This window comes from Pseudomonas sp. Leaf15, from assembly GCF_001421425.1.
Taxonomy (GTDB): Bacteria; Pseudomonadota; Gammaproteobacteria; order Pseudomonadales; family Pseudomonadaceae; genus Aquipseudomonas; species Aquipseudomonas salomonii.
Genome location: NZ_LMKI01000001.1, coordinates 348,647 through 360,472 on the forward strand (window position 1 = coordinate 348,647; position 11,826 = coordinate 360,472).

Annotated in this window: 9 protein-coding genes and 1 riboswitch; of the genes, 8 read left to right on the plus strand and 1 reads right to left on the minus strand. The window is 62.9% G+C overall.

Going from position 1 to position 11,826, the window contains the following annotated elements; translation table 11 throughout:
• The first annotated feature begins 131 nt into the window (after positions 1 to 131).
• On the plus strand, positions 132 to 1,244 hold the full coding sequence (locus ASE80_RS01740) for an enoyl-CoA hydratase/isomerase family protein (protein ID WP_056857386.1): 1,113 nt from the start codon (positions 132 to 134) through the stop codon (positions 1,242 to 1,244).
• A gap of 54 nt (positions 1,245 to 1,298) precedes the next feature.
• Here the strand turns inward: ASE80_RS01740 and ASE80_RS29700 are convergent, their stop codons facing one another.
• Positions 1,299 to 1,664, minus strand: a complete 366-nt coding sequence (locus ASE80_RS29700; protein ID WP_017137314.1) for a hypothetical protein — start codon at positions 1,662 to 1,664, stop codon at positions 1,299 to 1,301.
• Positions 1,665 to 1,969: 305 nt separating this feature from the next.
• Between ASE80_RS29700 and ASE80_RS01745 the strand changes: the two genes are divergently transcribed.
• From ASE80_RS01745 to uca, 7 genes are all read left to right on the plus strand, one after another.
• Positions 1,970 to 3,592 carry a methyl-accepting chemotaxis protein gene (locus ASE80_RS01745; RefSeq protein ID WP_056857387.1) on the plus strand — a complete coding sequence of 541 codons (1,623 nt, stop codon included), beginning with the start codon at positions 1,970 to 1,972 and terminating at the stop codon, positions 3,590 to 3,592.
• 157 nt (positions 3,593 to 3,749) lie between these two features.
• A riboswitch (guanidine-I (ykkC/yxkD leader) is annotated at positions 3,750 to 3,853 on the plus strand.
• A 60-nt stretch (positions 3,854 to 3,913) separates the two neighbouring features.
• On the plus strand, positions 3,914 to 4,981 hold the full coding sequence (locus ASE80_RS01750) for a putative urea ABC transporter substrate-binding protein (protein WP_056857388.1): 1,068 nt from the start codon (positions 3,914 to 3,916) through the stop codon (positions 4,979 to 4,981).
• 12 nt (positions 4,982 to 4,993) lie between these two features.
• Entirely contained in the window at positions 4,994 to 5,809 is an 816-nt protein-coding gene (locus ASE80_RS01755) for an ABC transporter permease (RefSeq protein ID WP_056857389.1), read from the plus strand.
• Positions 5,806 to 6,570 carry an ABC transporter ATP-binding protein gene (locus tag ASE80_RS01760; protein WP_056857390.1) on the plus strand — a complete coding sequence of 255 codons (765 nt, stop codon included), beginning with the start codon at positions 5,806 to 5,808 and terminating at the stop codon, positions 6,568 to 6,570. Before ASE80_RS01755 ends, ASE80_RS01760 begins: the two co-directional genes overlap by 4 nt.
• Positions 6,567 to 7,292, plus strand: coding sequence for an urea amidolyase associated protein UAAP1 (locus ASE80_RS01765; protein ID WP_056857391.1), 726 nt, complete (start codon positions 6,567 to 6,569; stop codon positions 7,290 to 7,292). The genes ASE80_RS01760 and ASE80_RS01765 overlap by 4 nt, the downstream gene beginning before the upstream one ends.
• A gap of 9 nt (positions 7,293 to 7,301) precedes the next feature.
• Entirely contained in the window at positions 7,302 to 7,931 is a 630-nt protein-coding gene (locus tag ASE80_RS01770) for an urea amidolyase associated protein UAAP2 (RefSeq protein WP_056857392.1), read from the plus strand.
• A gap of 256 nt (positions 7,932 to 8,187) precedes the next feature.
• Entirely contained in the window at positions 8,188 to 11,826 is a 3,639-nt protein-coding gene (gene uca / locus ASE80_RS01775) for an urea carboxylase (RefSeq protein ID WP_056857393.1), read from the plus strand.

The following is an 11,826-nucleotide window of genomic DNA, read 5'->3' on the forward strand; positions in this document are numbered from 1 at the left end:
GTTCATCGTGTAAAAAAAGAATGGGCGAACCCTAGGAAAGCCGACCCCGCTTGTCAATTGATCTGACACATCAACGGCACTTTCCCACGGAGCGATCATACTGATCGCTCACTGTCTCGATTGAGGTCACAATGAACCTGCACTTCGAAGAGCTGACCGGCAGCGACGGTGCCCGCCTCGGCATCGCCAGCCTGGACGCGGAAAAATCCCTCAACGCGCTGTCCCTGCCCATGATCCTGGCCCTGAGCGAACGCCTGGAAGCCTGGGCCAAAGACCCGAATATCGTGTGTGTGCTGCTGCGCGGCAATGGGCCCAAAGCCTTTTGCGCCGGTGGCGAAGTCCGCAGCCTCGCCCAAGCCTGCCGTGAGCAGCCCGGCGTCGTGCCCGCCCTGGCCGCACAGTTCTTCGCCGCTGAGTACCGCCTCGACTACCGCCTGCACACCTACCCCAAACCGCTGATCTGCTGGGGGCACGGTTATGTGCTCGGCGGTGGTATGGGCCTGTTGCAAAGCGCTTCGGTGCGCATCGTCACACCGAGCAGCCGCCTGGCCATGCCCGAGATCAGCATCGGCTTGTACCCGGATGTGGGGGCCAGTTGGTTCCTGTCGCGGTTGCCGGGCAAGCTGGGGTTATTTCTTGGCCTCACCGGCGCCCATATCAACGGCCGTGATGCGTTGGACCTGGGCCTGGCCGACCGTTTTATGCGCGATGACCAGCAGGAAGCGTTGATAGATGGCCTGCTGCAACTGAACTGGCAGGAACAAACCGCAATGCAGCTCAGCAGCCTGCTCAAGGCGCTCGCCCAGGAAGCCGTCGGCCAGCTACCCGAAGCACAATGGCTGCCGCGCCGTGCGCAGATCGACGAATGGCTGGATGTGGGGGATGTGCGCTGTGCCTGGCGCGCCCTGAGCCCGTTACGCGAGCATGCGGACCCGCTGTTCAGCCGCGCCGGCAAAAACCTGAGTGACGGTTGCCCGCTGACCGCGCACCTGGTGTGGGAGCAGATCCAGCGGGCGCGGCACCTGTCGTTGGCCGAGGTGTTCCAGATGGAATACACCCTGAGCCTCAATTGCTGCCGTTACCCGGAGTTTGCCGAAGGCGTGCGAGCGCGCTTGATCGACAAGGACCAGACGCCCCATTGGCACTGGCCGGATATCAATACGATCCCGGACGCGGTGGTGCAGGCGCATTTCAACAAGGTGTGGGAAGGCCGGCATCCGCTGGCGGACTTGTCCGATTACTGAAAAGTGTCGCCCACAAAAAACGGCGCTTCCTGCGCCGTTTGCATTCAAGGCTTGTCAGCGGTGACCGCCGCGGCCACCTCCATGATCGCCACCCCGACCGTGCCCGCCTCTGCCGCCGTGATCGCCCCAACCCTGGTTCGGATAAGGCCGGTAACCGCCCCTTGGGCCCGAAGGGTAGTAGCGCGGGGCCGGTTGGTAATAACGCGGCGCCGAGTAGTAACGCGGTGCTGGGGCGTAATAGCGCGGAGCCGGTGCGTAATAACGTGGCGCCGAATAGTACGTGCCACCGCCGTAGTAATACGCCGGCGCCGGCGCGGTGTAGACCTCGGATCGATAGTAGCTACCGCCTCCATCGTAGTAGGGCACACAAGCAGAAAGGGTAAGACCGAGTAAAGCGCTGAGCAGCAGTCGTCGATACATGGCGGCCTCCTGGACCGCGGAAGAGCACCTCCAGCGACGCGGGAGGGCGGCACCCGGCTTTCGCCGAATGACACAGTATCGGACATCGAAAACCAGATCTGGTGCGTTTTGGTAACAACTTGATACATGACCGTAGGCGGTCGATACGATCCGTTGCGCATCCCGGTAACTATCAAGTTACTTTATCGATTCAGTAAATTTTGCTGGCCCGGAACCTTGTCGATTGCGATGATGTCACTATGACATCGCACATGGCCAGGGAGGCTCTATCGTGCGCCCCTCGCCAATATCGCCGGATTAGAGTCATGAAAATTTCAACCAAGCTGCTGCTTTCATTCCTACTGTGCGCGCTGGTCACCCTCGGGGTTGGCCTGCTGGGTATCAAAAGCGTCGTGCGCCTTTCCAGCGCATTGGAACTCACGTTCTCCAACAACCTGGTTTCCGTCAGCAACACGGCAAGTACGCTCAATGGTCTGGTCGCCCACAACCGTGGTCTGTACCGTTTGCTGGACGCCAGCAAGGGCGACGTCTCCGCCCAGGACCGCGACCGCGTGACCCAGGACATCGCCAACGAACTCAAACGCAGCCAGAGCGCCTACGCCACCTACCGCGCCACGCCGCTGGCAGACGACGAACGGGCAGCCGGTGACAAGCTCGACCAGATCTGGCCCACCTACATCAGCAACTCCGAACGCATCGTCGCGATGATGAACGGCGGCCAGCTCGAGCAGGCGCGCGCTCAGCTCAACAGCACCAACAATGAGCTGTTCCGTCAGGCGCGCGAGCTGATCCGTGTGATTATCGATTCCAACAACCGCCAGATCGAGGAAGGCGCCGCCGCCGCCGCCGACCTGCGCAGCAGCGCGTTGACCTGGATGATCAGCGGCATCGTGCTGGCCTTCATCATCGCCCTCATCATTGGCGTGCTGATCACCCGCCTGATCACCCGCCCTATCGCCCAGGCCGTCGAGAGCGCCCAACGCATTGCCAAGGGTGACCTGACCCAAGCCATCATCACCGACCGTACTGACGAAGCCGGAAAATTGTTGATGGCATTGGCCGACATGCAGGGCGGGCTGAAAAGCACGCTGGTGGAAATCGCCAACGCCGCCGACCAGCTCGCCTCCGCCGCCGAAGAACTCAGTGCGGTCACCGACGAAAGCAGCCGTGGCCTCACGCGCCAGAATGACGAAATCCAGCAAGCCGCCACTGCCGTCAACCAGATGACGGCGGCGGTGGATGAAGTGGCCAGCAATGCGGTGTCGACCTCCGAAGCCTCGCGCCAGGCCACCACTGAAGCGGAGGAAGGCCGTGAGCAGGTGGCGCAGGCCGTGTCCGGTATGAGTTCGATGGTGGTCGAGATCAACGATTCGACACAATCGGTGGCCGACCTGGCCAGCCAGGTGCGCGAGATCGGCAAGGTGATCGACGTGATCCGCGGTATCGCCGACCAGACCAACCTGCTGGCCCTTAACGCTGCCATCGAAGCCGCACGCGCGGGTGAGCAAGGCCGTGGTTTTGCGGTGGTGGCCGATGAAGTCCGCGCGCTGGCCCATCGCACCCAGACCTCCACCGTCGATATCGAAAAAATGATCGGCGAAGTGCAGGTCGGCGCCGATGACGCCGTGGCCGCCATGAACAAAAGCCTCACCTGGGCCAACAACACCCAAACCCTGGCGCAAAACGCCGGCGAAGCCCTGGAACGCATCACCGCCAGCGTGGCGAAGATCAACGAACGCAACCTGGTGATCGCCTCCGCGTCGGAAGAGCAGGCGCAGGTAGCCCGCGAAGTGGACCGCAACCTCCTCAACATCCAGGACCTGTCGACCCAGACCGCTGCCGGTGCCAACCAGACCAACGCCTCCAGCCAGGACCTGTCGCGCCTGGCCACCTCGTTCAATGTGCTGGTCAGCAAGTTCCGGTTGTAACCGCCTCATTGCAGTGCGCCAACGCACCCGAGTGGCGCACGCACACCCCCCTTCCCCGCCGCGCCCGGCCGTAAACCGGGCCTCTGGCCCAGTTGGCACGACTCTCGCTTTGCCTCTCCCGTGCAGGATTCATCACAGGTTCGCGGCACCACAATTTGCAATGGCCGACTAGGGTTCCGGCTCGCTTGAAAAGCGAGTGGCTGGTCCGAGAGTTGGCGACCTCCAGTTGAGGTTACACGGCGGGATAAAAGCCCGGGAGACAAGCCACCGTTCGCGGTGCCGCGTTGCTCCTGCTCGCCCATGTTCAACTGGAGAAGCCCCATGCCCGCAATCCGTTTACCCGCCCTGCTCGCCGCCGCCTTCGCCGCCGTGCTGAGCGTTCAAACCCAAGCTGCTGCCAAAGACCACTTCAGTGTGTGCTGGACTATCTATGCCGGCTGGATGCCGTGGGAATACGCCGGCAGCCAAGGCATCCTCGACAAGTGGGCCAGCAAGTACGGCATCAAGATCGACATGGTGCAGCTCAATGACTATGTCGAATCCATCAACCAATACACCGCCGGCCAGTTCGACGGCTGCACCATGACCAACATGGACGCCCTGACCATTCCCGCCGCCGGTGGTGTGGACAGCACTGCGCTGGTGGTCAGCGACTTCTCCAACGGCAACGATGGCGTGGTGATCAAGGGCACCGGCAAGACCGTGGCCGACCTCAAGGGCATGAACGTCAACCTGGTGGAACTCTCGGTGTCCCACTACCTGCTGGCCCGCGCGCTGGAGTCGGCCGACCTCACCGAAAAAGACCTCAAAGTGGTCAACACCTCCGACGCCGACATCGCCGCCGCCTTCAACACCGACCAGGTGCAAGCCGTGACCACCTGGAACCCGATGCTCTCCGAGATCAAGGCCAAGCCGGGCGTCACCCAGGTGTTCGACTCCAGCAAAGTGCCCGGCGAAATCATGGACATGATGGTGGTCAACACCCAAACCCTCAAAGACAACCCGGCCCTGGGCAAAGCGCTGACCGGCGCGTGGTTTGAAGTGGTTGCGCTGATGAACGCCAAAAACGCCGCCAGCACCGCGGCGCTTGAACATATGGCCAAGGCTTCCGGCACCGACCTCAAGGGTTTCCAGGCGCAACTGGACACCACCAAGCTGTTCGCCACGCCCAAGGAAGCCCTGGCGTTCGCCACCAGCGCGCAATTGCCCGCCACCCTGCGCAAGGTCGCCGAGTTCTCGTTTGAGCACGGCCTGCTCGGCGAAGGCGCCAAGGACGCCAGCGCCGTGGGCATGAGCTTCGCCAAGGGCGTGACCAGCGGCGACACCGCCAACCTAAAGCTGCATTTCGACCCCAGCTACGTGCAGATGGCCGCCGACGGCACGCTGTAAGAGGACCCGGCCATGCGCCTGATCAACCGTCACCCGGAACGCTCCAGCCGCCTGCTGTTGGTGCTGCTGCCGTTCGCCCTGCTGCTGTTGGCCTACTTTGTAGGCTCGGCCGAGCGCCTGGCGGACAACCCCAACGACAAACTGCTGCCCAGCGCCGTGCAGATGGGCGACGCGGTGAAACGCCTGGCGTTCAGTGCCGACACGCGCACCGGTGAGTACGTGCTGTGGCAAGACAGCGCCTCCAGCCTGCGCCGCCTGGCGATTGGCTTGGGCATCAGCGCCCTCGCCGGCCTGTGCCTGGGTATCGCCGCCGGCACATTGCCGCTGTTTGGCGCGCCGTTATCGCCCCTGCTCACGGTGCTATCAATGGTGCCGCCACTGGCGATCCTGCCGATTCTGTTCATCGTGTTCGGGCTGGATGAATTGTCCAAGGTGATGCTGATCGTCATCGGCATCACCCCGGCGCTGGCGCGTGACCTGGAGCAACGCGCGCGGGAAATCCCCGTGGAGCTGCTGGTGAAAGCGCAGACCCTCGGCGCGTCCACCTGGACCTTGATGCTGCGCGTGGTACTGCCGCAACTGCTGCCGCGCCTGCTGATCTCGCTGCGGCTGATGCTCGGTTCGGCGTGGCTGTTCCTGATCGCCGCCGAAGCCATCGCCTCCACCGACGGCCTCGGCTACCGGATCTTTCTGGTGCGCCGCTACCTGGCGATGGACGTGATCCTGCCCTACGTGGTGTGGATCACCCTGCTCGCCTGGCTGATGGACTGGGGCCTCAAAACCCTCACGCGGCGTGTGTTCCCCTGGTACGAAGGAGCGCGCGCATGAGTTTTATCAGCGTCAACAATGTGTGGCAGCGCTATGGCGACCAGGTGGTGCTTGAAGGGCTCAACCTGCACGTCAATGAGGGTGAATTTTGCACCCTGGTCGGCACCTCCGGTTGCGGTAAATCGACCTTCCTGCGCTTGTTGCTGGGCCAGGAAACCGCGAGCAAAGGCCAGATCCTGCTGGACGGCCAACCCCTTGCCGGCGAGCCGGATGCCAGCCGTGGCGTGGTGTTCCAGCGTTACTCGGTGTTCCCGCACCTGACTGTGCTGGACAACGTTGCGCTGGGCCTGGAACTGCCGCGCTCACGCTTGCTGGGTCGACTGTTCGGCAAAGCCAAACAAGACGCACGGGAACAGGCCGCCGCCCTGCTGCAAAAAGTCGGCCTCGGCCACGCACTGGACAAATACCCGGCGCAGCTCTCCGGCGGCATGCAGCAACGCCTGGCCATCGCCCAAGCACTGATCATGAAACCCCGCGTGTTGCTGCTGGACGAACCCTTCGGCGCCCTCGACCCGGGCATTCGCAAAGACATGCACCAGCTGTTGCTGGCGCTGTGGCGCGAAAGCCGGCTGACGGTGTTCATGGTCACCCACGACCTCAGCGAAGGCTTCAGCCTCGGCACGCGCTTGCTGGTGTTCGACAAAGTCCGCGTCGACCCCCACGCACCCGGCGCCTATGGCGCGCGCATCACCTACGACATCCCTTTGAACAGCGAGCGCCGCAAAGCGCTGGCCGCCGAACTTGGAGCGACTTGCAAATGACCGATTCCATTGAACTGTTCCCACCCTTCGCCGAAGAAATGCTGCCCGGCGGCGGCCACCGCTCCTTTGTGCTCAAGCGCGGCCAGCTGCTGCGCCTCACGGATATTCGCGGCGGTGCCAACGTCAGCCTGACCCTGCTCAATGCCAACGAAAAAACCGAGCGCCTGAACCTGCCCGACAGCCTCAAATGCCAACACACCGCCAAACTCACCCGCGGCCACTGCCTGTACTCGGACATGGGCCGCGTGCTGGCCGCGATCACCGCCGACACCTGCGGCTGGAGTGACAGCATCGGCGGCGTGCTGTGCGCCGCCGAGGTCGCTGAAAAGTACGGCCAGGGCCGCTATCAGGAGCTGCGCAACGGCTTCTTGCGCAACGGCACCGACAACCTGCTGGTGGAATTGGGCAAGTGGGGGCTGGGGCTTTCCGACCTGTTGATGACCCTCAACCTGTTCAGCCGAGTCAGCGTTGACGAAGGCGGCGGCCTGCATTTTGTGCCGGGCAATTCCAGGGCGGGTGACTACATCGAACTCTACGCGCCGATGGACACGCTGGTGGTGCTGACCGCACTGCAACACCCGATGGACCCCAACCCGAACTACGCGCCGCAACCGCTGAAACTCAGTTGGATGAACGCCGATTCCAGCGTCGCCGAACACTGCCGCACGTCGCGCCCGGAAAACGAGCGCGGCTTTATCAACACCGACCGCCTGTTCGCCTGAGGAGCTGCCATGTCTACTGCACTGAACCAACCCGAGGCGGCCGTGTACCGCGCCACCATTCCCGCCGGCGAGCCATGGCTGATGGAAGTCAGCGCCGGGCAGACCCTGCGCATCCTCGACCTGGAGGGCAACCAGGCCGTCGACACGCTGTTCTACAGCCGCAAAAACCCCAGGGAACGCTACGACGTGCAGCGCACCCTGCGTCGGCAAAACCGCGTGTACCTGAGCACCGGCAGCGTGCTGTATTCCAACCTCGGCCAGCCAATGCTGACCATCGTCGACGACACCTGCGGGCGCCACGACACCCTCGGCGGCGCCTGTGCCCAAGAGAGCAACACCGTGCGCTACGCCCTGGAAAAACGCTACATGCACAGCTGCCGCGACAACTACCTGCGCGCCTGCGCCCACGACGGCCGGCTGGGTAAAGGCGACATCGGACCGAACATCAATTTCTTCATGAACGTGCCGGTGACCGCCGACGGCGGGCTGACCTTTGAAGACGGCATTTCCGCGCCCGGCAAGTACGTCGACCTGCGCGCAGAGATGGACGTGATCGTGCTGATCTCCAACTGCCCGCAACTGAACAATCCATGCAATGGCTACAACCCGACGCCTGCGGAGTTACTGGTATGGAACTGAAAATAAAACACCTGCGCCGTTGGCTCTTCGCCCTGTGCCAAGCCCGAGCCGGGCAATGCATCCGAAAACACTGACGTTCAAATGTGGGAGCGGGCTTGCTCGCGAATGCGGTGGGTCAGCCAATGCATCTGTAACTGACACTACGCCTTCGCGAGCAAGCCCGCTCCCACACTTGGATCTTCATTGCTTTCAGAATTAGGACTGTGGACGACCGCAGTGCTCCCTCACTTTGCGGGACGGCCCGCAGGGTTTTGCCATGTTCGAAAAACTCTTGATCGCCAACCGTGGCGCCATCGCCTGCCGCATCCTGCGCACCTTGCGCGAGCTGCACGTCAAAGGCATCGCCGTATACGCCGAAGCCGACGCAGCCAGCCTGCATATCCAGCAAGCCGATGAAGCCTACAGCCTCGGCGAAGGCGCAGCGGCGGCGACCTACCTGGCAGTCGAAAAAATCCTCGCCACCGCCAAGGCCTGTGGCGCCAAGGCGATTCATCCTGGTTACGGTTTTCTCTCAGAAAACGCCGCCTTTGCCCAAGCCTGTGAAAATGCAGGGATTGCCTTCGTCGGTCCAACACCCGAACAGCTGCGCGTATTCGGCCTCAAGCACACCGCGCGGGCCTTGGCCAAACACCATCAAATTCCATTATTGGAAGGCACCGAGCTGCTCGACAGCCTCGATACAGCGTTGCTGGCGGCCGAAACCGTGGGCTATCCGGTCATGCTCAAAAGCACCGCAGGCGGCGGTGGCATCGGCATGCGTGTGTGCCGCAATGCGACAGAGCTGAGTGAGTCCTTTGAAGCGGTCAAACGCCTGGGGCAAAACAACTTCAGCGATGCCGGTGTGTTTATCGAGAAATACATCGAGCACGCCCGCCACCTGGAAGTGCAGGTGTTCGGCGACGGTTTGGGCGACGTCATCGCCCTCGGCGTGCGCGACTGTTCCGTGCAACGACGCAACCAGAAAGTGCTCGAAGAAACACCTGCGCCGAACCTGCCCGACGGCATGGCCGAGGCCTTGTGCGCCGCCGCCATCAGCCTGGCCAAGGCGGTCAATTACCGCAGCGCCGGCACCGTGGAATTCATCTTTGACAGCGCTGACGGCCGCTTCTACTTCCTCGAAGTGAACACGCGCCTGCAGGTAGAACACGGCGTCACCGAACAAGTCTGGGGCGTGGACCTGGTGCGCTGGATGGTGCAATTGGCGGCCGGTGAATTACCCGCGTTGACTGAATTGAAACTGCACCCTCAGGGCCACGCGATTCAGGCGCGGCTGTATGCGGAAGACCCCGGCAAGGACTTCCAGCCGTGCCCGGGCCTGTTGACCCGAGTGGACTTCCCGACGGCTGAAGGTTTGCGAATCGACACCTGGGTGCAAGCCGGTTGCGAGATCCCGCCGTACTTCGACCCGATGATCGCCAAACTCATCACGTGGGCGCCGACCCGCGAACAGGCGCGTCTGGATCTGCATCAGGCCTTGAGCGACAGCCTGCTCTACGGCGTGGAAACCAACCGCGATTACCTGCGCCAGATCCTGCTGGCCACGCCGTTTGCCGACGGCCGCCCGTGGACACGTTGCCTGGAAGGCCTGGTCTACAGCGCCAGCACCTTCGAAGTGCTCAGCGCCGGCACCCAAACCAGTGTCCAGGACTATCCTGGCCGCCTCGGCTACTGGGCCGTCGGCGTGCCGCCGTCCGGGCCGATGGACAGCCGCGCGCTGCGCCTGGGCAATCGCCTGCTGGGCAATGACGACGGCGCGGCGGCGCTGGAAATCACCATGAATGGCCCGCTGTTGCGCTTCAATTGCGCGGCGGTTGTCGCTGTCACGGGTGCAGACATTGTGCTGTTGCTGAATGACCAGTCGGTGCCGATGAACACCTCGTTGCGGGTTGAAGCAGGCTCGACGTTGAGCCTTGGCAGTATTGCTGGAGCCGGTGCGCGCAGCTACCTGTGCCTGCGCGGTGGGTTGCAAGTGCCGGATTACCTGGGCAGCAAAAGCACCTTCACCCTTGGCCAGTTCGGCGGGCACGCCGGGCGCGCGTTACGCACGGGCGATGTGTTGCATTTGCTGCCACTGACAGACGCCGACGCCGGCCAGCAATTGATCGCTGAACCCCTGCCAGCGGTGCGCACGCTACGGGTGATTTATGGCCCGCACGGCGCGCCGGAATACTTCAAGCCTGAGTACATCGACACCTTCTTCGCCACCCAATGGGAAGTGCACTTCAACTCCAGCCGCACCGGCGTGCGGTTGATCGGGCCCAAGCCTTTATGGGCGCGCACGGACGGTGGCGAAGCGGGGCTGCATCCGTCGAATATTCATGACAACCCCTATGCCATCGGCGCAGTGGATTTCACCGGGGACATGCCCGTGATCCTGGGGCCGGACGGGCCGAGCCTGGGTGGGTTTGTATGCCCGGTGACGGTGATCGAGGCGGACCTTTGGCAGTTGGGGCAACTCAAGGCCGGGGACAAACTGCGGTTCGAACCCGTGAACCTCAAAACCGCCCGCGACCTCGCCCTGAAATGGGATCAATGTGGGAGCTGGCTTGCCTGCGATACAGCCAACGCGGTACCTCAGGCAGACCGCAGTGCCGCCATCGCGGGCAAGCCCGGCTCCCACATTGACCGTGGCCCACTTAAGATCGAGTCGCCTGTGGTACTGGAGGCCGGTGAAGGCGACACCCATCTCATCGCCCGCCTCGCCGGCGACACTCACCTGCTGCTGGAAATCGGCGCCCCCGAGCTGGACCTGGTGCTGCGCTTTCGTGCCCACGCACTCATGCAAGCCCTGGAAACTCTCGCCCTGCCGGGCGTTATCGACCTGACCCCAGGCATCCGTTCGCTGCAAATCCACTACCAGCCCGAACAACTGCCGCTGGCCGATTTGCTGGTGCTGATCACCACACAATGGGCTGCCGTGTGCGCCACCCCCAACCTGCAAGTGCCCTCGCGCATCGTGCACTTGCCGCTGTCGTGGGACGACCCGGCGTGCCAGCTGGCGATCGAAAAATACATGACCACCGTGCGCAAGGACGCACCGTGGTGCCCGAGCAATCTTGAGTTCATTCGCCGCATCAACGACCTGGCCAACCTCGACGAAGTCCGCCACACGGTGTTCGATGCCAGCTACCTGGTGATGGGCCTGGGTGACGTCTACCTCGGCGCCCCGGTGGCCACGCCGCTGGACCCGCGCCACCGTTTGGTGACCACCAAATACAACCCGGCCCGCACCTGGACTGCCGAAAATTCGGTGGGCATTGGCGGCGCTTATTTATGCGTGTACGGCATGGAAGGCCCAGGCGGTTATCAGTTTGTGGGGCGCACCTTGCAGATGTGGAACCGTTACCGGGAAGTCGCGGCGTTTGATGGCAAGCCGTGGTTGTTGCGGTTCTTTGACCAGATCCGTTTTTACCCGGTGACGGCGGATGAGCTGGTGCAGATCCGGCGCGATTTTCCGCTGGGCCGATTTGAATTGAGCATCGAGCACAGCCAGTTGAACCTCGCGGAGTATCAGGATTTCCTCGCGCGCGAAGCCGCAAGCATTGGCGCGTTTCGTGAGCATCAGCAGCACGCCTTCAATGCCGAGCGTGAGCGCTGGATCGCCAGCGGCCAGGCGCATTTCGACAGTGAAGAACTCGCAGCACCACCAGCTGCAGACACGCCGTTGCAGGCCAACCAAATCAGTGTCGACAGCCCTATCGCCGGCAACCTCTGGCAAGTCCAGGTGGCGACGGGTGAGCAGGTGTCGGCCGATGATGTGCTGGTGATTCTGGAGTCGATGAAAATGGAAATCCCGGTGGTGGCGCCGTTCGCCGGCACTGTGCGCGAGATCCCCGTGCAACCCGGCAGCGGCATCGGCGCGGGGCAACGGGTGGTGGTGCTCGAACGTGACTGA

Coding starts and splice junctions, on each gene's coding strand:
- ASE80_RS01765 (WP_056857391.1), top strand. CDS start 6,567: ATGACCGATTCCATTGAACTGTTCCCACCCTTCGCCGAAGAAATGCTG.
- ASE80_RS01770 (WP_056857392.1), top strand. CDS start 7,302: ATGTCTACTGCACTGAACCAACCCGAGGCGGCCGTGTACCGCGCCACC.
- ASE80_RS01745 (WP_056857387.1), top strand. CDS start 1,970: ATGAAAATTTCAACCAAGCTGCTGCTTTCATTCCTACTGTGCGCGCTG.
- uca (WP_056857393.1), top strand. CDS start 8,188: ATGTTCGAAAAACTCTTGATCGCCAACCGTGGCGCCATCGCCTGCCGC.
- ASE80_RS01760 (WP_056857390.1), top strand. CDS start 5,806: ATGAGTTTTATCAGCGTCAACAATGTGTGGCAGCGCTATGGCGACCAG.
- ASE80_RS01755 (WP_056857389.1), top strand. CDS start 4,994: ATGCGCCTGATCAACCGTCACCCGGAACGCTCCAGCCGCCTGCTGTTG.
- ASE80_RS01740 (WP_056857386.1), top strand. CDS start 132: ATGAACCTGCACTTCGAAGAGCTGACCGGCAGCGACGGTGCCCGCCTC.
- ASE80_RS01750 (WP_056857388.1), top strand. CDS start 3,914: ATGCCCGCAATCCGTTTACCCGCCCTGCTCGCCGCCGCCTTCGCCGCC.
- ASE80_RS29700 (WP_017137314.1), bottom strand. CDS start 1,664: ATGTATCGACGACTGCTGCTCAGCGCTTTACTCGGTCTTACCCTTTCT.